The organism is Pseudoxanthomonas sp. YR558 (genome assembly GCF_900116385.1).
Classification (GTDB): Bacteria; Pseudomonadota; Gammaproteobacteria; order Xanthomonadales; family Xanthomonadaceae; genus Pseudoxanthomonas_A.
Map to the genome: position 1 here is coordinate 1,209,090 of NZ_FPCI01000001.1, position 23,551 is coordinate 1,232,640.

Annotated in this window: 28 protein-coding genes and 1 tRNA gene; 11 read left to right on the forward strand and 18 right to left on the reverse strand. The window is 65.1% G+C overall.

The window, feature by feature from the left end; genetic code table 11:
- Nucleotides 1-11: 11 nt before the first annotated feature.
- The 4 genes from BM365_RS05830 to BM365_RS05845 all read right to left on the reverse strand — a co-directional run bounded on the left by BM365_RS05830 (nt 12) and on the right by BM365_RS05845 (nt 3,308).
- Nucleotides 12-87: transfer RNA gene (locus BM365_RS05830), tRNA-Gln, on the reverse strand.
- On the reverse strand, nt 86-976 hold the full coding sequence (ispE, locus tag BM365_RS05835) for a 4-(cytidine 5'-diphospho)-2-C-methyl-D-erythritol kinase (protein WP_093489517.1): 891 nt from the start codon (nt 974-976) through the stop codon (nt 86-88). The genes BM365_RS05830 and ispE overlap by 2 nt, the downstream gene beginning before the upstream one ends.
- A complete protein-coding gene (gene lolB, locus BM365_RS05840; protein WP_093487389.1) occupies nt 973-1,623 on the reverse strand; it encodes a lipoprotein insertase outer membrane protein LolB in 651 nt (216 codons plus the stop codon). Before lolB ends, ispE begins: the two co-directional genes overlap by 4 nt.
- Complete coding sequence (locus BM365_RS05845) at nt 1,620-3,308, reverse strand: tetratricopeptide repeat protein (RefSeq protein ID WP_093489519.1); 1,689 nt, start codon at nt 3,306-3,308, stop codon at nt 1,620-1,622. The genes lolB and BM365_RS05845 overlap by 4 nt, the downstream gene beginning before the upstream one ends.
- A gap of 66 nt (nt 3,309-3,374) precedes the next feature.
- Here BM365_RS05845 and hemA point away from each other — a divergent pair, with 66 nt between their 5' ends.
- From hemA to BM365_RS05880, 7 genes are read left to right on the forward strand one after another with little or no spacing between them, the layout of a single operon-like run.
- Nucleotides 3,375-4,655, forward strand: coding sequence for a glutamyl-tRNA reductase (gene hemA, locus BM365_RS05850; protein WP_093487392.1), 1,281 nt, complete (start codon nt 3,375-3,377; stop codon nt 4,653-4,655).
- Complete coding sequence (gene prfA, locus BM365_RS05855) at nt 4,633-5,718, forward strand: peptide chain release factor 1 (RefSeq protein WP_093487394.1); 1,086 nt, start codon at nt 4,633-4,635, stop codon at nt 5,716-5,718. Before hemA ends, prfA begins: the two co-directional genes overlap by 23 nt.
- Nucleotides 5,715-6,164: a GNAT family N-acetyltransferase gene (locus tag BM365_RS05860; RefSeq protein WP_093487396.1), complete on the forward strand. Its 450-nt coding sequence runs from the start codon at nt 5,715-5,717 to the stop codon at nt 6,162-6,164. The genes prfA and BM365_RS05860 overlap by 4 nt, the downstream gene beginning before the upstream one ends.
- A 26-nt stretch (nt 6,165-6,190) precedes the next feature.
- Complete coding sequence (moaB, locus tag BM365_RS05865; protein ID WP_093487398.1) at nt 6,191-6,709, forward strand: molybdenum cofactor biosynthesis protein B; 519 nt, start codon at nt 6,191-6,193, stop codon at nt 6,707-6,709.
- Nucleotides 6,710-6,724: 15 nt separating this feature from the next.
- Nucleotides 6,725-7,063, forward strand: a complete 339-nt coding sequence (locus BM365_RS05870; protein WP_093487400.1) for a helix-turn-helix domain-containing protein — start codon at nt 6,725-6,727, stop codon at nt 7,061-7,063.
- Between the two features lie 28 nt (nt 7,064-7,091).
- Nucleotides 7,092-7,871, forward strand: a complete 780-nt coding sequence (ppk2, locus tag BM365_RS05875) for a polyphosphate kinase 2 (protein ID WP_093487402.1) — start codon at nt 7,092-7,094, stop codon at nt 7,869-7,871.
- A gap of 2 nt (nt 7,872-7,873) precedes the next feature.
- Complete coding sequence (locus BM365_RS05880; protein WP_093487405.1) at nt 7,874-8,290, forward strand: hypothetical protein; 417 nt, start codon at nt 7,874-7,876, stop codon at nt 8,288-8,290.
- 6 nt (nt 8,291-8,296) lie between these two features.
- On the opposite strand, the gene BM365_RS05885 is transcribed toward BM365_RS05880, so the two are convergent.
- From BM365_RS05885 to BM365_RS05895, 3 genes are read right to left on the reverse strand one after another with little or no spacing between them, the layout of a single operon-like run.
- Nucleotides 8,297-8,563 (reverse strand): acylphosphatase, encoded by a 267-nt coding sequence (locus tag BM365_RS05885; protein WP_093487407.1) that lies wholly within the window; start codon nt 8,561-8,563, stop codon nt 8,297-8,299.
- Entirely contained in the window at nt 8,563-9,135 is a 573-nt protein-coding gene (locus BM365_RS05890) for a TlpA family protein disulfide reductase (RefSeq protein WP_093487410.1), read from the reverse strand. Before BM365_RS05890 ends, BM365_RS05885 begins: the two co-directional genes overlap by 1 nt.
- Nucleotides 9,132-10,409, reverse strand: a complete 1,278-nt coding sequence (locus BM365_RS05895; RefSeq protein WP_093487412.1) for a YihY family inner membrane protein — start codon at nt 10,407-10,409, stop codon at nt 9,132-9,134. The genes BM365_RS05890 and BM365_RS05895 overlap by 4 nt, the downstream gene beginning before the upstream one ends.
- Before the next feature lie 76 nt (nt 10,410-10,485).
- On the opposite strand from BM365_RS05895, the gene wrbA reads away from it, so the two are divergent.
- The 4 genes from wrbA to BM365_RS05915 are packed head-to-tail and all read left to right on the forward strand — an operon-like array spanning nt 10,486 to nt 12,624.
- Nucleotides 10,486-11,082, forward strand: a complete 597-nt coding sequence (wrbA, locus tag BM365_RS05900) for an NAD(P)H:quinone oxidoreductase (protein WP_093487414.1) — start codon at nt 10,486-10,488, stop codon at nt 11,080-11,082.
- Complete coding sequence (locus BM365_RS05905; protein WP_093487416.1) at nt 11,082-11,414, forward strand: DUF2069 domain-containing protein; 333 nt, start codon at nt 11,082-11,084, stop codon at nt 11,412-11,414. The genes wrbA and BM365_RS05905 overlap by 1 nt, the downstream gene beginning before the upstream one ends.
- A complete protein-coding gene (locus tag BM365_RS05910) occupies nt 11,414-12,118 on the forward strand; it encodes a hypothetical protein (RefSeq protein ID WP_093487418.1) in 705 nt (234 codons plus the stop codon). Before BM365_RS05905 ends, BM365_RS05910 begins: the two co-directional genes overlap by 1 nt.
- A 20-nt stretch (nt 12,119-12,138) precedes the next feature.
- Nucleotides 12,139-12,624 (forward strand): asparaginase domain-containing protein, encoded by a 486-nt coding sequence (locus BM365_RS05915; RefSeq protein ID WP_093487420.1) that lies wholly within the window; start codon nt 12,139-12,141, stop codon nt 12,622-12,624.
- An 89-nt stretch (nt 12,625-12,713) separates the two neighbouring features.
- Here the strand turns inward: BM365_RS05915 and BM365_RS05920 are convergent, their stop codons facing one another.
- From BM365_RS05920 to BM365_RS05970, 11 genes are all read right to left on the reverse strand, one after another.
- Nucleotides 12,714-13,079 (reverse strand): GNAT family N-acetyltransferase, encoded by a 366-nt coding sequence (locus BM365_RS05920; protein ID WP_158253445.1) that lies wholly within the window; start codon nt 13,077-13,079, stop codon nt 12,714-12,716.
- Between the two features lie 312 nt (nt 13,080-13,391).
- Nucleotides 13,392-13,715, reverse strand: a complete 324-nt coding sequence (locus BM365_RS05925) for a hypothetical protein (protein WP_093487424.1) — start codon at nt 13,713-13,715, stop codon at nt 13,392-13,394.
- 68 nt (nt 13,716-13,783) lie between these two features.
- The gene (locus BM365_RS05930) at nt 13,784-14,230 is read right to left on the reverse strand and encodes a hypothetical protein (RefSeq protein WP_093487426.1); all 447 of its coding nucleotides are present in this window, start codon (nt 14,228-14,230) and stop codon (nt 13,784-13,786) included.
- 57 nt (nt 14,231-14,287) lie between these two features.
- Complete coding sequence (locus tag BM365_RS05935; RefSeq protein ID WP_093487428.1) at nt 14,288-14,653, reverse strand: hypothetical protein; 366 nt, start codon at nt 14,651-14,653, stop codon at nt 14,288-14,290.
- Nucleotides 14,654-14,723: 70 nt separating this feature from the next.
- The gene (locus BM365_RS05940) at nt 14,724-15,077 is read right to left on the reverse strand and encodes a hypothetical protein (protein ID WP_139227340.1); all 354 of its coding nucleotides are present in this window, start codon (nt 15,075-15,077) and stop codon (nt 14,724-14,726) included.
- Nucleotides 15,074-15,217 (reverse strand): hypothetical protein, encoded by a 144-nt coding sequence (locus tag BM365_RS17960; RefSeq protein WP_158253444.1) that lies wholly within the window; start codon nt 15,215-15,217, stop codon nt 15,074-15,076. Before BM365_RS17960 ends, BM365_RS05940 begins: the two co-directional genes overlap by 4 nt.
- Nucleotides 15,218-15,226: 9 nt before the next feature.
- Nucleotides 15,227-15,685 carry a hypothetical protein gene (locus tag BM365_RS05945; protein WP_093487432.1) on the reverse strand — a complete coding sequence of 153 codons (459 nt, stop codon included), beginning with the start codon at nt 15,683-15,685 and terminating at the stop codon, nt 15,227-15,229.
- Between the two features lie 713 nt (nt 15,686-16,398).
- A complete protein-coding gene (locus BM365_RS05955; RefSeq protein WP_093487436.1) occupies nt 16,399-16,614 on the reverse strand; it encodes a DUF4287 domain-containing protein in 216 nt (71 codons plus the stop codon).
- Between the two features lie 858 nt (nt 16,615-17,472).
- Nucleotides 17,473-17,841, reverse strand: coding sequence for a hypothetical protein (locus BM365_RS17750; RefSeq protein ID WP_139227342.1), 369 nt, complete (start codon nt 17,839-17,841; stop codon nt 17,473-17,475).
- 19 nt (nt 17,842-17,860) lie between these two features.
- The gene (locus tag BM365_RS18285; protein WP_093487440.1) at nt 17,861-21,091 is read right to left on the reverse strand and encodes an RHS repeat-associated core domain-containing protein; all 3,231 of its coding nucleotides are present in this window, start codon (nt 21,089-21,091) and stop codon (nt 17,861-17,863) included.
- Nucleotides 21,088-23,250, reverse strand: coding sequence for a hypothetical protein (locus BM365_RS05970; RefSeq protein ID WP_093487442.1), 2,163 nt, complete (start codon nt 23,248-23,250; stop codon nt 21,088-21,090). Before BM365_RS05970 ends, BM365_RS18285 begins: the two co-directional genes overlap by 4 nt.
- Between the last annotated feature and the right edge of the window lie 301 nt (nt 23,251-23,551).

Below are 23,551 nucleotides of genomic sequence, written 5' to 3' on the forward strand. Positions count from 1 at the left end.
GGACTATGGATTGGCAGGGGCGGAAGGATTCGAACCTACGAATGCCGGGATCAAAACCCGGTGCCTTAACCACTTGGCGACGCCCCTAGGCGTTTTTCTCCGTCCCGCGAACCTGCGCCAGCGCATCCAGCAGCGGCGAGCGCGCCGCGCCCTCCGCCACCCAGGCACGAAGCCCGGCAGGCAGGGACACCAGCGCATCCTCGGCGGCGGCCCGGTTGGCGAACTCCACAAAGCAGCCGCCGCCGGAGCCGGTCAGACGCGGGCGGCCGACGTGCGAAAGGGCCGAAAACACTGCCTCGATGGCAGATTCACGGCGACGCACGACCGGCTCGAACGCATTGCCGAGCAATGATCCCGAAACGAAGTCCGATATTTTCGCGGGTGCAGCATCACGCGTCAAATCCGGAGACTGGAACAGCCCTGCCGTGGGGACATGGACCCCCGGATCAGCGACCAGATACCAGGCCGGCGGCAGGTCCAGAGGGGCCAGCACCTCGCCTACCCCTTCCGCCCAGGCGTTCTCACCGCGGACGAAGACCGGAACATCGGCCCCCAGGAGCAGGCCAAGGCCCGCAAGCCGCTCCATGCCCAGATGGGTGCCCCAAAGCCGGTCCAGCGCGACCAGGACAGTCGCAGCGTCCGACGACCCGCCGCCGAATCCCCCACCCGCAGGAATCCGCTTTTCGATGCCGATATCGACACCTTTGGCGACATTGGCTTCAGATTGAAGCAGTTTCGCCGCCCGAACCAACAGGTCGTCGGCTTCGGTCACGCCCGGGACCGAGTCGCCGACACGGCGCACCTGATCGTCGTTGCGCAGCCTGAGGTACACGGTGTCACCCCACGCCAGGATCCGGAACACGGTCTGCAGCAGGTGGTAGCCGTCGGCTCGCCGCCCCGTGATCTGGAGGAACAGGTTCAGTTTCGCGGGGGCCGGCCAGGCCGACCAGCCCTGGTCCGCGGGGAAGCGGGTCACGGCGACGCCAGCTGCCACTGGTCGATGGCGAGCTTCACCGTGGCGCCCTCGCGCCGCGCCTCGATCCGGCGCGGCATCGCTGGCTGGCCGGCCTCGGCGGGACTCCACTCCATATAGTCCACCCGCCAGCCGCGCTGGCGGAGCGTGCGCAGACGGCCATCGGCGCCGTAATCGGCTGCCCCGGTCGCTACCGCCGGATCTTCCAGCCCCCGCGCCCACTGCGCCATCGAGGCCACCGGAATGTCCCAGCCGGTCGCCTCCCGGAGCAAGCCCTCGGCGTCGGCGCCCTCACGGGTGCCGCCTTCGAGTCCTTCTAGACGCCCGCCGCCCGAGCCTGTATCGCCACTCAGGCGCCAGCTCTGCCGCGTCACCGGCGCACTCAGCGCGACCTCGTAGGCCGACGCGCCCTGCTGCCAATCGATCCGGCCGCTGCCGCCTTTCCCGTTGGCGTTCACGGCCACGCGGCCGGAGAACGACCATGCCGTGTGTTTCTCCAGCCAGGCCTGGCGTTCGGCCTGCGCGCTGCGCGCGGCGGCCAAGGCTGCGGGATCGCGCAACACCGGCGCATCGGACGCCGGCCCGCGCGTGGCGCAGCCGGCTATCAACAGGGCGAACAGCCCTGCCACGAGGATTCGAGAAACACTCATGCGCCCGTCTTCTCCAGCGCCCGTTGCAGCGAGCGGTTGTCGGGATCGATCTTGCGCGCCTCTTCGAAGAACCGGCGCGCCTCATCCTTCTGCCCCATCACCCACAACACCTCGGCGACGTGGGCGGCGATTTCGGCATCCTTCTGCATCGTGAAGGCACGGCGCAGCTCAACCAGCGCTTCGGCATTGCGGCCCAACCGGTAGAGCACCCAGCCATAGCTGTCGATGATCGCGGCATCGTCTGGCGCCGCAGTGCGTGCGCGATCGATGAGTTCCAACGCTTCCTGGTAACGCGTCGTGCGGTCGGCCAGTGTGTATCCCAACGCATTCAGAGCGGCCACGTTGTCCGGCTCGATCACCAGGATGCGGCGGAAGTCGGCTTCGGCGTGCTCGATGCTGTCGCGCCGCTCCCACGCCAGGCCACGCGAATAGAGCAGCGCGAGATCGTCCGGATACGCCGCCAACCCGCGCGCGAACACGTCGAGTTCTCCCTCGACCTGCCCGTCCTTCTGGCGCAGCTCGGCTTCCATCAGATAGGCGTCGCGGCGCGCGCCATCCTCGACGCTCGCATCGGCCTGCAGCTTGCGCGCTTCGGCGAAAGCTTCCTCTTTGCGATCAAGGTCGAAGAGCGCCGAGATCGCGCGCAACCGGGCCTCGGACCGCTGTTCGCCCGCCGGCACGCTGCGGTACCAGGCGAGCGCCTCGTCGTGCCGCTTGAGGAATTCGGCCATCTGGCCCAGCAACAACCGACGGTCCGGGCTGAACTCGGTCGGCTGGTTCGTGCCGTTCGCGGTCTTCTTCACTTCTTCATACAGCGCGGCGAGCGCTTCCGAGTCCTCAGCCTTCGCCAGCAGCCGCGCGCGCAGACCGTAGGTCAGCGTGTCCTGCGGTCCCTGGCCCAGCGCACGCGAAGCGGCCGCCGAATCGCCCAAACGGTCGTACTCTTCGGCCAGCTTGAGGCGCAGCCCGCTGTCGTCCGCCGCCTTGGGCAACAGGCCGTCCAACACCTTGCGCGCTTCGTCCTTGCGGTCGGCCTGGATGAACTGGCTGGCCTGCAGCAACGCGACCTGGGGCTCGCCCGAGAAGCGCTTTACCACGTCGGCCACCATGCGCTCGGCCAGCGCCGGCTGGTCCAGCTGCTGGGCCAGGCCGGTGAAGGCCAGCCACGCCTGCAACGTGCCGGGGATCGCGCCATCGTCGACGAGTTCGCGCAGGAGGCGCGCCGCCAGTTGAGGATCCTTGCCGCCACTGGCCAGCGCCGTCAGCGCATGGCGCCAGCCCAGTTCGTCGGGCTCCTTCATCAGCGAGGCCAGTTCGCGCCGCGCCACCCTGGCCTGCCCCTGGCGAAGGGCGAGCGTCGCCTCCGCACCGCGAAGCGCCAGCGTGCGGGGCGAGCGGGCGCGCCACAACTTGATGGCCTCGGCGGCGCGCGCGTCGTCCTTGGCCAGCAAGGCGATGCGGGTGGCGCGCTCGGCCAGGCCGGCATCGTCGTCCTGGCGGGCCGCTTCGAGGTACCAGCGGGAAGCATCCGGCAGTTGGCCGGCCTGCAGGGCGAATTCACCGGCCATGACCGTGGTCAGCGCGTCATCCTTCTCGGCGCGCGCGGCGGAAGGCGCCGCCATTGCCATCGGGGCCAACGCCCCCAGGACCAGCACGGCCAGCGTGGTGCGAATCATTTCGGGCATGAAGGTCATGTCGGCCGTAAAATGGCGGCCCTGATGAGCCAGCAGCTTACTGCAAGCACCTGAACGATGACGTTGTGGGTCCTCGGATTGAACCACCAGACCGCGCCGGTCGACCTGCGCGAACGGGTGGCGTTCGACGCCGGCACGGTGGCGCATGCGCTGTCGTCGCTGCGTGCGCTGCCGAACGTGGCCGAGGCCGCCCTGCTCTCCACGTGCAACCGGACCGAGCTCTATGCGGTGGCCGAGGATGGCGACGTGCTGGCCAGCTGGCTGGCGACGCACGCCGACGGCCTCGACGGCTACCTGTACCGCCACCGTGATGCCGATGCCGTACGCCATCTGTTCCGGGTGGCGACGGGGCTGGACTCGATGGTGTTGGGCGAGCCGCAGATCCTGGGCCAGGTGAAGGACGCGTGGTCCACCGCGCGCGAACACGGCGCGCTGGGCAATCGCTTGGACCGCCTGTTCCAGCAGACCTTCGCCGTCGCCAAGCGCGCGCGCACCGATACCCGCGTCGGCGCGAATCCCGTGTCGGTCGCCTCCGCCGCCGTTCGTCTGGCGCAGAACGCGTTCGCCCGGCTCAGCGAATCCACCGTGCTGCTGGTCGGTGCCGGCGAAACCATCGAACTGGCCGCCAAGCACCTCAGCGAAGGGCGCGTGCGCCGCCTGTTGGTGGCCAACCGCACGCTGGCGCATGCGCAGGAACTGGCCACGCGCCACGGCGGTTACGCACTGCCGCTGACCGAACTGGACCGCCACCTGGCCGAAGCCGACGTGGTGTTCTCCGCCACCGCCGCGCGCGAACCGGTGGTGTTGCAGGCGCAGGTGTCCGCCGCGCTGGCCAAGCGCAAGCACAAGCCGATGCTGCTGTTCGACCTGGCCGTGCCGCGCGACATCGAAGCCTCCGTGGCGGACCTGCGCGACGCCTACCTCTACACCGTGGACGACCTGGAGCGCGCGGTCGAAGACAACCGCCGCGGCCGGCGCGAAGCCGCCGACGCCGCCGAGGCGATCATCGACGTGCAGGTCGGCCGCTTCATGGAAACGCTGCAGGCCGGCACCCGCACCGAGCCGCTCAAGCGCCTGCGCGCGCTGGGCGAATCCACGCGCGAGGACGTGCTGGCCAAGGCGCGCCAGCAACTGGCCAACGGCCGCGAGCCGGAGCAGGTGCTGGAATTCCTCGCCCATACGCTGACCAACCGCCTGCTGCACCCGCCCACCGCCGCGCTGCGCGAAGCGGCGCTGAGCGGCGACGCCGAGCTGACCCGCGCCGCCGACCGGTTGTTCCCGGTGCACGCCCCGTATTCGCACCTGAAGAAAGACGATGACGCCGACGCTGCGCCGTAAGCTCGAAGCGTTGGCCGAACGCCGCGAAGAACTCGAACGCCTCCTTGCCGATCCCGGCGTGATCGGCGACGTCGAGCGCTTCCGCAACTTCTCGCGCGAATTCGCCCAACTGGAACCGGTGGCCGTCGCCCTGGCCGACGAGCAGCGCGCGCGCGCCGACCTCGTCGCCGCACAGGCGATGCGCAACGACCCGGAACTGGCCGACCTCGCCGAGGAAGAGATCGCCGCCGCGCAAGCGCGCCTGAGCGAACTGGATGGCGAACTGATGCTGTTGCTGGTGCCGCGCGACAGTCGCGACGAAGGCAACCTGTTCCTCGAAGTGCGTGCCGGCACCGGCGGCGACGAAGCGGCGATCTTCGCCGGCGACCTGTTCCGCATGTACGCCCGCTACGCCGAACGCCAGGGCTGGAAGGTCGACGTCGAATCCGACAATCCCGGCGAGCATGGCGGCTACAAGGAAGTCGTCGCCCGCGTGGTCGGCCGCGGCGCGTATTCCAAACTCAAGTTCGAATCCGGCACCCACCGCGTCCAGCGCGTGCCGGAAACCGAATCGCAGGGCCGCATCCATACCTCCGCGGCGACGGTGGCGATCATTCCGGATGTCGAGGAAGTGGACGACATCACGATCAACCCCGCCGACCTGAAGGTCGACACCTTCCGCTCCTCCGGCGCGGGCGGCCAGCACGTCAACAAGACCGAATCGGCGATCCGCATCACCCACGTGCCCACCGGCGTGGTGGTGGAGTGCCAGACCGAGCGCAGCCAGCACGCCAACCGCGACAAGGCGATGAAGCGGCTGAAGGCGCAGTTGCTGGATGCCGAGCGCAGCAAGCAACAGGCCGCGCAGGCCGAATCGCGCCGCCTGCAGGTCGGCAGCGGCGACCGCAGCCAGCGCATCCGCACCTACAACTTCCCGCAGGGTCGCATCACTGATCACCGCGTCGAAGGCCTCACGCTCTACGATCTGCCCAACATCATCCAGGGCGACCTGGACGACCTGATCGACCGCCTCGGCCGCGAGCACCTGGCCGACGAACTGGCCCGCCTGTCGGAGGCACCATGACCCTCGATATCCGCCGCGCGACCTCGGCCGACCTGGATCTCGTGGCGCCGTTGTTCGATACCTATCGCGTGTTCTACGGCAAGCCGTCGGAGCCCGCACTCGCGCGCGATTTCATCCAGGCGCGGATCGCGCGCGCGCAGTCGGTGATCCTGCTTGCCCTCGATGACGGCAAGGCCGTCGGCTTCGTCCAGTTGTACCCCGCGTTCTCGTCCGTCAGCGCCACCCACGTGTGGATCCTCAACGACCTGCTGGTGCTGCCCGAGGCACGTCGCGGTGGCGTGGCGCGCGCCCTGCTGACGGCCGCCGCCGACTTCGCGCGCGCGGACGGCGCCTTGCGGCTGGAGCTGGAAACCGACCACGACAACCGCACGGCGCAGGCCCTGTACCACGCGATGGGCTGGACGCTGTACGACGGCACACTGCGTTATCGCCTGCCGCTCCGCTGACGCGCGATTGCGTTACCCTGCGCGGCATGAGCCATGCCGATGAACTGATTCCCTTGCAGTTGTGCGTGCTGACCGTGTCGGACAGCCGCAGCCTGGCCGAGGATCGCTCCGGCGATTACCTGGTCGATGCGCTCGCGAACGAAGGCCATCACCTGCATGCCCGTGCGCTGCTGCCCGACGACCGTTACCGCCTGCGCGCGCAGGTGTCGCAGTGGATCGCCGATCCCGCCGTCGACGGCATCCTGGTCACCGGTGGCACCGGCTTCACCGGCCGCGACTCCACGCCCGAAGCGCTGCTGCCGCTGCTGGACAAGGAGATGCCGGGCTTCGGCGAACTGTTCCGGCAGATCAGCTTCGAAGAGATCGGCACCTCGTCGTTGCAATCGCGCGCGTTCGCCGGGCTCGCCAACCAGACCTTCCTGTTCTGCCTGCCGGGTTCGACGTCCGCCTGCCGCACCGCGTGGGAAGGGATCATCCGCGCGCAGCTGGATGCGCGCACCAAGCCCTGCAACCTCGCCACGCTGCGTCCCCGCCTGAAGGAATGAGCCAGGAGATCCGCGATGTCGCTTGATACCACCTTGCGCCTGCTCGCCAAGGCGAGCGGCCTCACCGCCGCGGACCTCGCCGCCGCCATCCCGCGCGCCGGCGTGGCGACGGTGAAGTCCTGGATGGCCGGCGACAAGCTGCCCGGCCGCGACCAGCTCAATGCCCTCGCCCGCGCGCTCGGCGTGCCGGCCGGCGCGCTGCTGTCGGAACTCGCTTCCACGTTCGACCCCGCACGCACGCAAGGCGAGCACGACCTGCTCGCCGCCTATCGCGCACTCAACACGCGCCAGCAGGGCGCGCTGCTGGAAGTCGCACGCGGCATGGCCGGACACGCCTCACGCCGCAAACGCTGACCTTCCCCCCGCCGCACAGGACGATGCGATGAAGCCGTTGAAGCGCAAGGATTACGAAGCCCGCCTCAAGCCCCTGCAACTGGAACTGGCGGCGATGGCCCGCTGGGCCTCGCACTGCGGGGCACGCATCGTGGTGGTGATGGAAGGCCGCGACACCGCCGGCAAGGGCGGCGCCATCGGCGCGATCACCGAGCACCTCAATCCACGCCAGTGCCGCGTCGTGGCACTGCCCAAGCCGAGCGAACGCGAGGCATCGCAGTGGTATTTCCAGCGCTACATCTCCCACCTGCCGGCGGCGGGCGAGATCGTGTTGTTCGATCGCAGCTGGTACAACCGCGCGGGCGTCGAGAAGGTCATGGGCTACTGCACCGACGACCAATACGAACGTTTCCTGCAGCAGGCGCCCGTGTTCGAGCGTGGCATCACCGACGACGGCATCCTGTTGTTCAAGTACTGGCTCTGCGTGGACCAGGCGCAGCAGGAAGAACGTTTCGCCGAACGTGCCGAAGAGCCGCTGAAGAGCTGGAAGCTGTCGCCCATCGACCTGAAGGCGCGCGAGAAGTACGCCGACTACACCGCCGCGCGCGAAGCGATGCTCAAGGCCACGCACACGGCCAATGCCCCGTGGACGCTGGTGGATTTCAACGACCAGCGCGTGGGCCGCCTGACCCTGATCCGCGACCTGCTCGACCGCCTGCCCGATACCCAGGTGCCGGTCGAACCGCTGGGCCTGCCACCGCTGCGGGGCAAGCTGCACAAGGAACGCTACGGCGTCCTCAAGCCGATCAAACCGCAGCGCGGCGGCTGAGCGTGCGCCTGCCCTTCATGGCCGCGCTGTGGCTGGCGGCATCGCGTGCGGTGGCCCAGGACGCCGCGGGCGCGGACGACACACCGAAAGACGACGCCTCGGCGACCACGCTGGAAACCATGGTCGTCCGGCCGGACCCGGAAGAAGTGGTGGATCTCTATCGCTTCCGGAACCCCATAGAAGTGGAAACCGGCGGCCTCGGCGACGCCTGGCGCGAACCGCCCAGCCTGGAAGAACTCGGAAAGAACGGCGGCATCGTGCCGGTGCTGGCGGGCATGGCGGCGCAGCAGATACAGAAGGGCGCGCGCAAGATTCCGGGTTGGAAGGAGCCCGTGCAGGCGGCCGTCGCGCGACCGCCGCCGTTGAGTGAAGAACAGGCGGCCCGCGCGTTGAGATTGCAGGAAGCGGGCGAACCCTGAGCCTACTCAGCCGGTGACGAAGCCTTCGTTCACCGCATCGTGCCAGGGCGTCCGCACCACCGCATCGACACGTGCCGCAGGCGGTCCCACACGCAACCAGGCCTCGAGCGCATCGAGTGCCTCGGTCGATCCTTCCGCCACGACGTCCACGCGCCCGTCGGGCAGATTGGTCGCGCGTCCGTTCACGCCCAGATCGAGCGCGCGTTCGCGGGTGGAGGCGCGGAAGAACACGCCCTGCACCTTGCCACTGACGAGGAAGCTCGCGGCCGGCATCACGCCTTGACCTTCGGCCCACCTGCCGCGGTGATCGCCGCTTCGATCTCCTTGCCCGTCACCGGGCCCAGGAACTGTTTGGCCACCTTGCCGTCCGGCGCGATCAGGTAGGTCAGCGGCAGGCCACGCGGCGTGGCGAAATCCGCCGGTGGGTTGTACACGTCGAGGATCGCGATCGGATAGACGACGGGCCGCTCTTCCAGGAACGCCTTCAGCTCGTCCGCCTCGATTTCCTCGTAGGCCAGGCCGATCACTTCGATGTGCTCGTTGTCCTTGTCCAGCGCGGACAGATCCGGCATTTCCTTCAGGCATGGCGCGCACCACGTGGCCCAGAAGTTCACCACCACCCACTTGCCGCGATGCGCGGCCAGCGCGTAGTCGGCGCCATCCAGGGTCTTCACCTGCAGTGTCGGCATCTCGGCCGTGCGGTCCGCCGCGCGGGTGGTGGCTGGATCGACCGCCTGCACATGCGCTTCGATCGCGGGCGTCGCCGCTTCGGTGGGCGCGGAGCCGGCATTGCAGGCCGCCAGCGACAGCACCATCGCCAGCGGAAGGGAAAGGAACGACTTCATGCAGACTCCTGAGGGGGTTCGACGTACAGATCGCTGACGCGTTTCTTCAACAGCTCGCGCAGCGGCACGCGCAGATCGTCCAGCGCGGTGCGCGCGGCCCGGCCGAGCGCATCGTCATGGAAAGGCAGGTGCGCCTCGGCGACCGGCACGCGCAGCTGGCAGGCTTCGTAAAGGTCGCACAGGGTCAGGTCTTCCAGGTCGCGGGCCAGCAGCCATTCGCCTTCCTCGTCGCGACGCAGCAGGTTGATTTCCGACAGTTGGCCGAGCATCTGCTGGATCAGCGAATCGGTCAGCATCGGCTCCATCGCGAGGATCTGGTCGCTGTGCAGCCCCTTGCCCTTTTCGCGCGCCTGCGAGAACCGCCCCAGCATGCGCAACAGGCCATACAACTCGTAGCCCAGCGGCAGGCGCAGCGCGACCGGCTGGTAGCGGAACGCCGCCATGCCCGAGGCGAGCGACGCGCCCAGCAGCACGGCCACCCAGCACAGGAAGATCCACAGCAGCAGGATCGGCGCCGCCGCGACCGCGCCGTAGATCTTTTCGTATGCGTTGAAGCTGCTCAGGTAGAGGCCCAGGCCCCATTTCGCCAGTTCCAGCAACACGGTGGCCAGCAGCGCACCCGCCACCGCGTAGCGCCACTTGATGGTCCGGTGCGGCACCACGCGGTAGATCACCACGATGGCCAGCAGCTCGATCAGCACCGGCGCCAGGCTCAGCGACAGCGTCTGCAACCACTTGCCCCCGCTGGTTGCGAATACCGGCAGAGCGTAGAAGCGCGCCGACAGGGCGAGCGACGCGGCCGCCATCAGCGCGCCGAGCGTCAGCACGGTCCAGTAGACCAGGAAGCGCGACAACTTGGGCCGTGCGCTGCGCACGCGCCAGATGCGGTTGAACGTGGCCTCGATGCTGTTGAGCGTGATCAGCAGCGACGCCACCAGCGCGATCACGCCCACGGCCGTCAGCTTGCCGGTGTTGGCGAGGAAGCCATCAAGCTTCGCCTTCAGGCTGACCGCTGCGCCCGGCAGGAAGTTGGCGAAGATGTAATCGCGCAGCTGCGCGCTCCATTCCTGGAACACGGGGAACGCCGACAACACGCCGAACACCACCATCGCCAGCGGCACCAATGCGAACAGGGTGGTGTAAGCCAGCGAACCCGCGGCCTGGAACAGGCGGTCGTCGAGGAAGCGCTTGGCCAGGAAACGGAAGAACGTGCCCATGCGCGCGCGGTCGCGCACGCGTTCGGTCCAGCGGTTCAACGAGTCCAGTGGCTCCATGGGCGGAAGGGTAACCGATAGGCCAAGGGCACGACATCGCCGATACTAGGCGCTCCCCGAACGACGAAGACGGCCCATGCCCGAGATCCTGGTGCTCTACTACAGCCGCGGCGGTTCCGTAGCGAAGCTGGCCCGGCAGATCGCGCGTGGCGTGGGCGAGGTCGACGGCATGACGGCCCGCCTCCGCAGCGTGCCGCCGGTGGCTGCGGTGACGCAGCAAGCGTCCCCGCCAGTGCCCGAGGACGGCGCGCCCTACGTGGACCGCCAGGACCTGGCCGAGTGCGCGGGCCTGGTGCTGGGCAGCCCCACCCGTTTCGGCAACATGGCCGCGCCGGTCAAGCATTTCATCGATGGGCTCGGCGCCGAATGGGCCAGCGGCACGCTGGTCGGCAAGCCGGCGGCGGTGTTCACCTCCACCGCCACCCAGCACGGCGGGCAGGAATCCACGCTGCTCTCGATGCAGGTGCCGCTGCTGCACCACGGCTGCGTGATCGTCGGCATTCCCTTCACCGAACCGCAGCTCAGCACCACCCGCACGGGCGGCACGCCCTACGGCGCCAGCCATGTGGCCGGCGGCGAAGACGATCCGCATCCCAGCGAAGAGGAAGCCGCGCTCGCGCGCGCGCTCGGCCGCCGCGTCGCCGATATCGCCCGTCGGCTGGAGGTGCGCTGATGGAGCGTTCGCGCCTGGTCCTGGCCGGCCTGCTGCAGTTGCTGGCCATCCTCTACGCCGCGTGGTTCTTCGGCGATCGCCAGTACACGCTGGCGCTGCTGGTGTTCTCGCTGCCGCCGCTGTTGCTGATGATCGGCGTGATGACGCGCCGGCGCACGGCCGCGTTCTGGGCGGGCGTCGCCGCGCTGTTCTGGTTCTCGCACGCGGTGATGGTCGCGTGGGCCGATCAGGTGAAGGCACCCTTCGCCTGGGGCGGCATCGTGCTGTCGATCGCGATCGTGATCGCCACCAGCTGGCCGGCCTTCGCCAAGCGGTTCGGCAAGAAGGCGTGATGCGCCTCGCCGCTGCGCTGCTGTTCTGCCTGTGGGCGCCGGTCGCCTGGGCACAGGACGCGGTGTGCGAGCCGGCCGATCCCGTCCGCGCCGAGAATCGCGACGGCAGCGTGCTGACGGTGCAGACCGAATGCGCGTCACCGGAACTGCGCCGTTACGTCGCCACGCTCACCTGCGACGACGGACGGACCTGCGACCGGCAGGCGTATACGCAGGAGGTCGTCTACAACAGCATGGGCCACGCCGATCTGATCGACCTGGACCAGGACGGCATGCACGAGGTCGAAGTCCGCGGCATGTGCGGTGCGGGGCCGAACTGCGAAGGCAACGTCTACCGGATCGATCCCGCCACGCGCACGCTGCAGCCGTTCTTCAGCGGCGGCTACTACGAGCTGCAGGTCATCGATGGCTGGCTGGTGGAAGCCGGCCGCAGCAGTTGCTGCAGCTGGGAGTTCCACCTATGGAAGCTCGACCTGCCCCGTCCGCTGCCCCTCGAGTACGACAACATGGACCTGATGGTGCAGGTGGGCGCCAGCGGCGACGACGACGGCAACGTCACCGGGGTGGAATGCACGTTCACCCGGCAAAGCGGCGATAATTCCCATGTGGTGGCCCCGCCCTCGCGCGCGCTGGAAAAGATCTGCGAGCACTACGGCGAGCCCTACGACCTGACACCCCCGGACACAACGCCAGGCGCGCCGTGAGCGCCGGCAGGAGCACTGAGATGGAAGAACTGCTGATCGTCACCACCGGTGGCACGATCGACAAGATCTACTTCGACGACAAGTCGGATTACCAGATCGGCGACCCGCAGATCGGCATGATCCTGCGCGAGCTGGGGGTGACGTTCCGTTTCACGGTCATCCCGATCCTGCGCAAGGATTCGCTGCACATCAGCGATGAGGACCGCGAGCTGATCCGCGCGACCATCGCCGCGCAGCCGACCAGGCACGTGCTGGTCACCCACGGCACCGACAGCATGGTGCAGACCGGCCACGTGCTCGCCTCCATCCCGGACAAGACCATCGTGATGACCGGCGCGCTCAGCCCTGCCCGCTTCCGCGGCTCGGATGCGGAGTTCAACATCGGCTGCGCCATCGGCGCCGTGCAGTCGCTGCCGTCCGGCGTCTATATCGCCATGAACGGCCGCATCTGGGACCCGGCGAAGGTCAGGAAGAACGTGGCAGCGAATCGCTTCGAGGCGGTTTGAGGCGAGCTGCTTCGGCCCGGCAACGAAAAGGCCCGCGGATGCGGGCCTTTTGCTCTGCGGAAGAAGGCATGTTCTCCCACCCCCATGACCTACGGCGGTGAAATGGCGAACGCGCAGAGGCTTGCCGACAGCGGGATGGCCTTTGCACCCAGGGCCTCATAGAGCGAGATGGCCCTGTGGTTGCTGGAACGCACATTGTTGATCACAAGCTCGCGGCACCCCTCGTCACGCGCCTTCTGGCGCAGCCGCTCGATCACCGTACTTCCGTAGCCGCGAGAGCGCTGTCTCGAATCGATCTCGATCTTCTCCAGCACAAAACGCTCGCCGGACTCGAACCAGCCATGGGCACGACCTACCCGGCGGCCATCGAGCCAGGGCTCAATGACATAGTGCCGCCGCTGCTGGCTCTCCTCGAAGCGCCAGTCTGTTTTCCATTGGAGGGGGGTTGCTTTCAATGAGGGTCCACGTGGGTGCGATGGCCGCACACCCGAGTCAAGCCAGGCCATGTCGCGGCCTGGGCGAAGGAAGACAGGCCGGAAGCGGGAGGCAGGATACCTTCTCCGAGCTGAATCTCCGCTCGGCGCAGGACAGTCGCTGCCGTCCGGCGTCTACATCACCATGAATCTCCGCATCCGGGGCCCGCGCAGGGCAGGAAGAACGTGGAAGCGAATCGCTTCGAGGCGGTTTGACCCGACCTGCTTCCGTTCGGCAACGAAAAGGCCCGCTGATGCGGGCCTTTCTTATGCTGCGTCAGGCAGCAGCGTAAGTCAGGGAAGACGCCCCCCACCGCGAAGCGCCAGCAAGAGCAGCGTGGTGATCAGCACAGACAGCAGCGCCGCCTGTATCGGGATTCCCCCGATAGCAAACACGCTCCCGAGGTCGCCCAAGTACGGGAACAGGAGGTGGACAGGGGAAAGCCAGAAGGCCCATGCGAGCACGACCCCAAGAACAAGGGACCCGCTCACCCAAGCCACGCGCCAACGCCGGCCGCGGAGCAGCTGCCAGTGCAGCAGGGCGGCGACGCCGAAGATGGGCAGCCACAGGACGGTAAGCAGCCCGATCAGTTCACTCACCGTGATGTAGTTGTCCACCCTGCCTCCTGACGAGCGGATTCAGGCGCGCCACAAAGCGGGATCGGATCCAACGCGTTGCTGACGGGCTAGTCCCACGACAGCCACCACCAACGCTGGCCCTCTGCCGCTTGTGGGTACACGCGAGGCGCTCCATAGGGCCATCCCTCTCCTGCACCATCGGAACGCAGTTCTACAGCCCAGTTCTGGACCACGTCCTCCGCTGCCGAGGTAAGGATGTGGACGTTCTCCACGTACGGCCAGCCGCCATAGACGACGGGGTCCATGTCGTAGATGTTCACCAGCACCGCCGCTACGTCAGGCTTGGCTGCAATGTCCGCCAGCCTGGTACGGAAGAAGCCGACGCCGGGGTGATTGTCGAGATTGGCGGCGATGCATTCGTTGTCATCGTTGTCGGCGAAGAACATCTCGGCCGGCACCACAGGAGGTGGCTCTTTGTGCCGCCAATCCGGTGTACGAAAGCCCTGCGCGAAGATCTCGCGGAGGAGTGCTGCGCGACGCTTGGATTCTTCCATGGTTTCTTGCCCCTCAGCTAGGCCGACCCGCGAAGCGGGTTCGTCTTGAATGAACCGTCAGCTCTGCAGCCCGAAGTACGTCGCGCACTGACCGCCGAAGGTAAGCAACCCCGAGGTTATCAGCGCGCCGAACAATGCGAGCGTCGCGAGCGCGCCACGCTTGAAGCCCCGGGAGCGGAAGAAGTAGTAAGGGAGCGCCAGCGCCGCGATGGCGATCACGGCCACATTCAACCAAGGCGTCCGCTTGTAGCCTTGCTGGGCCGTGTCCAGGCGATACCACCAGAAGATCAGCAACGCAAAGACGGGAATGACCCAGATATCCACCGGCGAGACCTCATGACCGGGATAGAAATACTGGCCCGCGGCACCCACCAGGAAAGACACAGCCGCGATCGCGACAAGAATCTTCTGCTTCGTTTGCACGTACGCATCCCCTGAGAACTAACGCCTGATTCGAGCCAGGCCGCGACGCAGTGTCGGCGCGGAGGCGCCCTTACCCCAAACTGCGGTAGATATAGACACCCGGAGCGATGACATCATAGCTGGGATCCCCGGCGAGGCTTGGCACGAACGACGACGCCGGATCAAGGATGAAGACGCCGTACTCTTCCACGAAGAACGCGTAGGTGCAGATGTAGACACCTTGATCGTTCCGGTAGACCCGCTTCGGCTCGAGCTCGACGACGGACGCTGGCCAGCGGGATTCGGGAATGTCGCCCTCCGGATAGGCAAGGAGAGCGGCGCTTGACGAGACCAGCCCCTTGGCGTGGTCGCGCGAGACGGAAGGGGCGCAGCCAACCATGACCGTCATGAGCGCGAAGATGCATAGCCGATGCAGTCGTGTCATGGCAAGAGAACAATCCAGTCCCGCTCGACACCGAACAGCGGCAACAAGAAAAAAAGCAGCAGACCGCCGACGATCTCCAGCAGCAGGACGCAGGCCGCCCGACGGAGATTCGCCTCAAGGTTTGCAAAGATCCTGTCCATGACGCTGCCTTACCCCTCCCCGGCCGCACACACCAGCCACACGCCATCACCGTAATCGGTGGTCGGGGTGAGGGTCTCCGGCGGCACGGCACCATCAGAGTCCTGCACGTCCACGACGGCGCCCTTGCCTGCGGCCCAGCCCACGAACACTGCGACCAGGTGGCCGCGCGCGTCGAAGAGGGTGCGCTGGTACAGAGACTTGGATGCCACGGCATCGAACTCGGGAGCGACGGCGACACCGTACCGGCCAGGCAGATCAGGCGGCGTGTCCGGCCTCACCAGCGTGTTGACCTCGCCGAGTTCACCCGCATCGAACTGCCGCTGCACGGCGTCTTTCAATTGGGTGCGATACGCCGCATCGGAGAGCGCCTTGCCAGCGGCCACGCAGTCGGGGTCTTCCCGCGTGCAACCGGTGAAAGCAGTGGCCAGCAGGACGATGCAGCCCAGGTGGGCAATTCGGTTTCGCATTGAGTGCCTTGTGAACGGGTCAGGATGAAAATGGCGGCGTCCCGCGTGCAGCCAGTTGCTTCGACGGTGATGCGATGCATTAAGCGTGCAGCGATCGTCCCAGCTTGGGCACTGTCCGCTGGTCAACCTAAACCCAATGCCCAGAGCTGAAGTAATGACGGATCTGATCGTCACTGTGGAGGGAGTCATGGACCGATTGAAGGTGCTCATCGAAGCCGGCTGCGTAGACCACATCCGCAAACTTCTTCTGCACCCCAGGAGTCGCTGGAAACTGTGCAGGCAGGAAATGCAGGAAGGCTCGCGGCTTGCGTAGGGAAAATCCCGGGACTAGCGCCTTCTTGAGACTCCGCAAGCACTGCTTGACTTCGCGAATGTCGGCGGCATTCAAATCGCGCCCCAGAGCCGCGCACTCGCGTCTGATCGAGCCGGACTGACCCACGACGCGACCCACGACGTGGTCGGGAGAGATCTGGATATGGAGGATGGGGCTACTGAATATCTTCACTGCAATCCCTTGCGCCTGACCTGAATTTCGCCTCTAACGGCGTTCCACCGAGCTTCTGCAAAACAGCCGATGTGCGAACCCCCTGAGCCGTCCGCGACTTCCCTCGCCCACGACCGTGAGCGCCCCTTCATTGATACGACCCGATCTTAGGGCGGCCCGATTCAGCTCACAAGACGGGAACTGGGGGGTAAGTCCCCTCACCCGCTTCCTAGCCCCCTCGCTTGGCCTTGTGATACGCCACCAGGGCATTGGCATGACCATGGCCCATCTTGTGCTCGCTCTTCAGCAGGGCCACCTGCTCCATGTGCTTCCGGTCGCGGACGGCGTCCAGGACCTTGAACCAGTGCTCCACCGGCTTGCCGTACTGCTTCTCTATCGAGGGAAAGTAGGAAGCCGGGCCTTTCACCTTCTCGTTCGTCGTCATGCATCGCTCCTTGGGGTGGTGTGGCGGCGGCCGCAGAACTGGATGGACTGCCCGGCCCTTGCCCATTCGACGAAGCAGCAGGTGGCGGATCGACATGCCGGCGGCGTCAGGCACCACATAGGGCGGGGTGAGCGCAGCGGCCCCCAACAGCCTCGACCCTGATCGTCGACGCGCTCGGCAACTAGGCTGCCGGAACGTTCAGCAAATCTCACCGTGAAGAAGTAGGTGCCGCCATCTCAACGGGTACGCCGATAGTCCATGCCCCGTCATCTCCCGCATGTTGGGGTTCGCAAGCTCACCCCAACCTATGGCCCTGTACCAGGTGCTGCGCCACTCCCGGCAGATCCAGACGTTTCGCTCTCCGCATAGCCCACCCTCCATGTCCTGGAGGGCACTGTGCGAGATAGCGCAGGACATGGAAAACCGCACGAGGCGTGATTCACCGTCAGAGGCACCCACCATGTCCTGTCGAAAAACGTACTCTGACCCCTATTCCTTTCGTTGGCGGAACATCCTGGGAATAGCACTCGCAATCCTGAAGCTGGAAGACATAAGCCTGCCTGTCATTCCCTCGTTGCACCAGGTGCTGCGCCACTCCGGGCAGATCCAGACGTTTCGCTCTCGGCATAGCCCCACCCTCCATGTCCTGGAGGGCACTGTGCGAGATAGCGCGGGACACATAAAGCCGCACGAGGCGTGATTCACGGTCAGAAGCACCCACCACGTCCTGTCGGAAAATGCACTCTGACCCCTATTTTCCGATGGTTTGGCCTGGCGGACGTGTCATCGGAGTCGGGCCCATCCTCGTCTCGGCCTGCTGGCGTTTGCAAGCTCACCCCAACCTATGGTCCAGCCTCGTCAATCACGCCCGAGATCCTCAAGAATCGCATCCAACCCTTTCTCAGCGCAGATAGCCCTAGCCCTTTCTCTTGCTTCCAGCTCGCCAATTCGCCCGGACTCTCGCATCACTTCCTGCGAGTATCCTGACAATACAATGCTATTCACTACTTCTTCTTGAATCCGACGATGCAGTTCTATTGCGATCCATCGACGAGCTCGATCTTCATACTCTCGCGCACTTGAGGCTTCATGACCATCGAATGCTTCGAAGTAAAAAAAATTGTCATACTCAGAAATGAATTCTTGAGCCGATAGCTCACCACTAATAAATCTCCGCACCACCTGAGTGGACCGGGCAAGGGCAGTAGCTAATTCGCCAGACGACATGAAGTGGGCCTCACTTGTTCTATTTTAGTGGGAGCCACGGCGTTCCATCCTCATTCTTGACACCTGGGACATGGCCATGGGGCTGCTGCGCCCTTGGATCGGGATGCGTAGAGGGCCTATGTCCGCCATCAATTCGTACCCCTGTAGGTTGGCCGTTCGCATCCCTTGCCTGAATAAAGCGACCGTCAGGCGATCCCTCAATCTTACCCCCAGGCGGTGTAACTATCGCGTTTCCCTTCGAATCCACAAAGATTGTGCCACGAGTGCCATCTACCGCTCTGCCAGCATCTAAGAGCTTGTCCCCAGTCTTTATCCCTTTTGCGACTACGTCGCCGACCACGGGCACCAGCCCCACGCCAGCAGAAGCAATATTTGGAACAGTCGGATCCCGCACCGCCTCACCAATAGCCTTGATGTCCGAAACCACTGGCGTCAAATCCGCAGTAGTCTCCAGGAGCAATATTCCTCCCTCGCGCTCCAGCTTCGGCGGCGTCATGCTATAGACTTGCCGTCCATCCGGATCCGTGAACTTGTAGGGATTGCCGTTTGCGTAGCGGTAGCGATGGAATTGCCCAATTGGAGCGCCAAGCGCCGTCACCGGATCAACGGACAGGAACGTCCCAATCCCCGGATCGTAATACCGCTGCTGCATATACGTCAGCCCGGTAACCCCGTCCTGCACATGCCCCGTGTAGCCGATGCCCTGATAGGTCGGCTTGCCGATCATGGTGCCGTAGGGCTCGTAGTCGTGCCGCTCGGTGACGGCGCCAGCCAGGTTCGTCACCGCGACCGGGCTGCCCAGTGCATCGGTGTGCTGGAATTTTAGATCGTAGGTCGAACCCGAGTACGCCCGCTCCCGCAGTGCGATGACGCTGCCGGCGAAGTAAATGTTCTCGCTCGCGATCGCCTTACGATCATCCTGCTCATACAGAATCTGACCCGCCAGGCTGTACTGAGAAAGAATCCCACCCAACGTGGGACTCCAGGCCAGCACGCGGCGACCCTGACCATCGTACCGATAGCCCTCTTTCGTGGTGACGCCGCTACTGACCGATCTTAGACGGTTGCCGTAGTCGAATAGATGAGTGAGGTTATTCTTGTTGGCCAGATTCCCCTGCGCGTCATAATCCAGACCCACAATGCTCGCCCCTGAGCCATTCTTGATATTGCTCAGCCGGTTCTGCGCGCTATACACATACTCTGCGTAGTCCTTCACGCCGGCCAACTTCCAGGACTTCAAGTTGTCCAGCGCATCGTAGGTGAAGCGATGCCAGCAGTCGCCGCCGAACATGCATGAGCCCGCATCGGTGAGGCGATCCAAGCCGTCGTAATGCAGCCAACGGCTATAGACGCCCGTATTCCTGCCCGGCGTTTCATCGCCGATCACCGTGACGTTACCGTTCTGATCGTAGTCGTATCGCAGATCTGCGACACCAGGGCTAAGCACCCGTTGAGGCAGTTGGCGCGCGTTCTGCGACATCGAATGCACGATGCCATTGCCGTAGGTGAACTGCTTCAATGCGCCATTTGGATAGTAGGTAGCGGCGGACGCGTAGGCATAGCCCGATTGGTCGCGGGCCTCTGTCGCCTGACCCAACGCATTCGGCGCATAACTGATGGCGAGGTTCGTAGGGTACGTTTGGGTGGCTAGGCTGGCGTTGCGGTCATACGTGTAGACGATAGGCCAGGTGTACCAGCCCGGCTGTTCGCTGTGCTCGGTCGTCAGCAGGCGTCGCTGGTTGTAGTAATAGCGATTGATGACCTGATCGCCACCACTGACGTTGTTCGTCGTAATGGACTGCGGAAGGCCGTCGGTGTGGTAGGCCCACGTCTGGCTACCCTTCCCATCCGGGAAGCTAAGCGTCTGCAGGCGATTCCGGTTGTTGTAGACGCGATCGCTCCGCCTGGCCGCCACCGCTGGCGTCGTTCCGTTTGGCTCACAGGCTTGACCCGCGGGGAGACCGGAGGAAGACCACTTCAGGTTGCCCGCTGTGTCGTACCCCATCAGCGTGGTGCCGGTCTCGGGCTCCTCGGAACGACACAGCTCCTGGTAGTCGTTGTAGCCGTAGTAACGCCAGACCTGAAGGCTGGCGTCGGCATTCCTGCGACGCAGCGCCGTTACCTTGCCGAACACGTCGCGATAAATCTCGGTCGACGCGCCTTCCGGGTGATCGATTCCAGCAGGCGCATCAAAGCTCGGCTCGTCGAACACCTGGTAGATCGTGAGCGACTGATGGCCGCGCGGATTGGTGACCCGCGTTTTGAAGCCCGCCAAGTACTCCGTGGTCGTGGTCAGGAAGGTCGGAGAGAGCTCGCTGTCCTGGCTCGATGCCGTCACTCGGCCCAGCGCGTCGTAGGTCGTCCAGGTTCCCGTGGTCAGCGCATCGGTCGTGCCGGGATACGAAGCGAACGTCACCCGCCCATCATGGTCGTACGTGAACCGCTGGAAGCGCTTGGTGAGGGTTTCGGAGGTTGCGTCGGTCGCATCCAGCTCCTTGGTCACCAGCGGACGCCACTGCGCGTCGAAGTAGCTGATCTTCTGCGCATTACCGGTGGTGACGGTCTGTCGCCAATGTCCTGCGGGAATCCCGTATTCGGCCACCCCGACCTTGACGAAACTCAATACGGTCGCGTTCCACGCGGAGGTATCGCAGACGCCGGCCGTCGTCTCAGACGACTGCGTCACCAGATTCACCCGCCCCATGGCGTCATAGCCGTAGCACGTCTTGCTGCCGACCGCATTCGTCACCGAGGTGATCCACCCCTGGGGATTGGCGCCAGCAGTCTCCACCGCGCCGTCGGCATACTGGATATTACGGGGAATGCCGCGGTACCAGTCCGTCAGCGTGGTGACGTTGTTGTTGCCGTCCTTCACCGTGGCGACCGTGCCGTCGGCGTGATACGTCAGCGTCTGGACCAACTTGCCAAAGCTGGAGTACGTGAGTGGCAGACTCCAGGTGGGATCGAACGTCACGGAGGACACCACGTCGTTGCCATCGCACACCGTGCTGGCAGGCACTGACGCGGCACAGGTGAGGCTTGCCGTCTGCCCCATCACCCATTTGCTCGGGTTGTCCTGGTAAGCGATGACCTCCGTGCGCGAGTAACTGACCTGCGCCCAGGCCGGCGCCGCTACCAGCAGCAAGAGACAGACCCCGAATACAGCGCGGCGTGCAGACACAGGTCGCTGCAGTTCAATCATCTTGAGTGTCCCCGAACGATCCGTGTTGGACATCAATACGCGGCTCATGGCTGCGCCCCCCCGCCGCCGGGACCACCACCGCCGGTGATGGTCACGGTTTTGTAGGCGGAACTCGCGCTGCAGACCGTGTTGTTGCAGGCCTTGATCCGGAAACTCGGCGTGCCGCGTCCCTGGGTGGAATAGCTGTTTCCTGCCCCGGTATAGACCACCCAGGGCGTGCCTCCCGCACTTCGCTCAAGCACGTAGTGCGTGGCATTGGCGACCGACGTCCAGGTCAACGTGAAGATCGCACCGCTTGCCGCACTCGAGGGCCCGGACAGAACGGGTACGGCGGGCACCACCGGGGGCACGGCTGAAGGGTCCGGCGGTGGGTCGGCAGGCGCGACGCTGCTGGCACGGGTCACCCGGGTGGGGCGATGGAGCGCATCCAACGCATCGACCTGGTAAGCGAAACGGACGCCTTGCCTGTCCCGCGTCGTCTTCGTCAGCGGTCGTGGGAACGTTGCGCTGAAACCGTCGCCGTCCATGCGATGGCTCACGCCAAAGGACGCGGGAGGGCTCGTCCTGCCCAGGTCATACGTATGGGTCACCCGCTCGAGGATGTTGCTCGCCGAGGTGCCGGACTCCACTTTCAGCAGTTTGCCTTCGTTGTACAGATACGTATTGCCATGGAAGTAGCGCGACCATTCGCCGTTCGGACCCGACACCTCGGTGACGCTCGATCGTGCACAGGCTTCCGATGTACAAGGCGGTTGGGAACAGTCGTAGTTGGCCTGATCGCAGACGGGATAGTTCCGGGTCGTCCCCGGATAGAAATAGACGCTGGTATTGGGAATGTAGGCGTAGTTCCACACATCGGTCGCAATACCGGTCCCTGAGATGCTCTTCTGTTTCAGGGTCAGGCTGTAGGCAGACGTCGCATAGAGATTGACGTCGTCATTGGGGTCGTTGTCCAACCCCCCTAGATTCGGGTTCTGTACGACGACATTGCGACAGGCAACGGGCACATAGCTCCTGCCATGCTCCCGGATATCGAGGGTGAAGGTCGCCAGCGCGCCCGCAGGATGACGTATCGAACCGACGAACGTCGCGTCGTAGTTGATCGGCTGCTCGTTCACGAGGCAGGTGCGCAGGATCTCGCCCGTGGGTGGATACTCGTTGTACTTGATCTCCGCATCCGTCAGGGCCGACAGCGACAGCGTCCAGGCGCTACCGTCCGGCAAGGCCACGCCGGTGAGTGTCTTTCGCCCCGACGCGCCGGTCGCATACGAGTACGTCCACGTCCGCGACCCATCGCTGACGGACGAGACCGTGTCGCCGTTGTAGTTCAACGTGATCGTCCGACCATCGCTCGCCTGGATCTGCGTCAGCTTTCCAGGGGCATCCCACGCGTTGGTGTATGTGTAAGTTACGTAGTTGCCCAGCTTGTCTTCCACGCGTGTGGCGTACAGGAAGTTCTTCTTTCTGTTCAACGTCTGCTGGAGAATGCTGACCGTGCCATCGACGTTGATGACACGCAGGTACGCGGAACGGCTTGGCGGCTCTGGCGTCTGCCCCATCCAGTCGAACCAGTACTTCGTACCGGCGGAGTCGACCGCCAAGAACCCTTCACCCGCCCCATTCTTGATCGACGAGAGACAGGACACATGCACCTGGCTATTCGTCATCCAGTGATACGTCAATCCATTGGCCGGCCTTGACGAGGAGGCCGCGGTGCGGATCAGCTCGTCGCTCTCAATACCGGGGATGCTGATCTGTACGCCTTGCCAGAAATCGGCGAGCCTGAACCTGCTGCCGGCGGGCAACGCGGGGAAATCCGAACTAGAGCAGCGATTGGTCGCCTCTGTTGGGCCCAGTACCCAGTTCGGGGCAGCGGCGGCATTGATGCTGGGAACATCCACCGTCCAATCCGCGAGCATTCCGAGATTGCCGAAATCCTTGCGATTGACCGCCGAATAGCTTCGGGAAAAGGCAACCGGCAAACCGCTGTTGCCCGGCAGGCTGACATCTGTCGCTGAGAACGAGAGCGCGCCATTGGACAGGCTCACTTGCTCGCCGGCCACGTTGGGGCCCAGCGGCGATATGGCCTGACTTACCTTGATACGCGCCGAGAACTCTTCCCATGTGTATTTGCCCGGCGAGGCGCTTTGGGCATTCGCCAGTGATACGGCCATCAGCAAGCACAGGCCGGCAAAGATCCTTTTCATACTTCCCCTGTCGTGTAGCGCGCCGATGCGTCGGTGCCGACCTGATCACCCCCGTGCCAGGCGACTACCAGTATCCACAGCGCACTTGAGGACCCGCAAGCGCTTACCCAAGGTAAACGCATGTACATGTCATGGCGTACTGCGCAGATCGATCGAAGGTGATCGGTGCTGGACCGAAAACCTGGCTCCGCTATCCGTCTCAGCGAAAGAAACGGCCTCGCATCGGGGGGCCGTTTGTTTCCTACCGAGCACCTGTAAACCGCCGCTAGGGCAGCCCCGTTGCGGGGGTGGACCTTGGCCA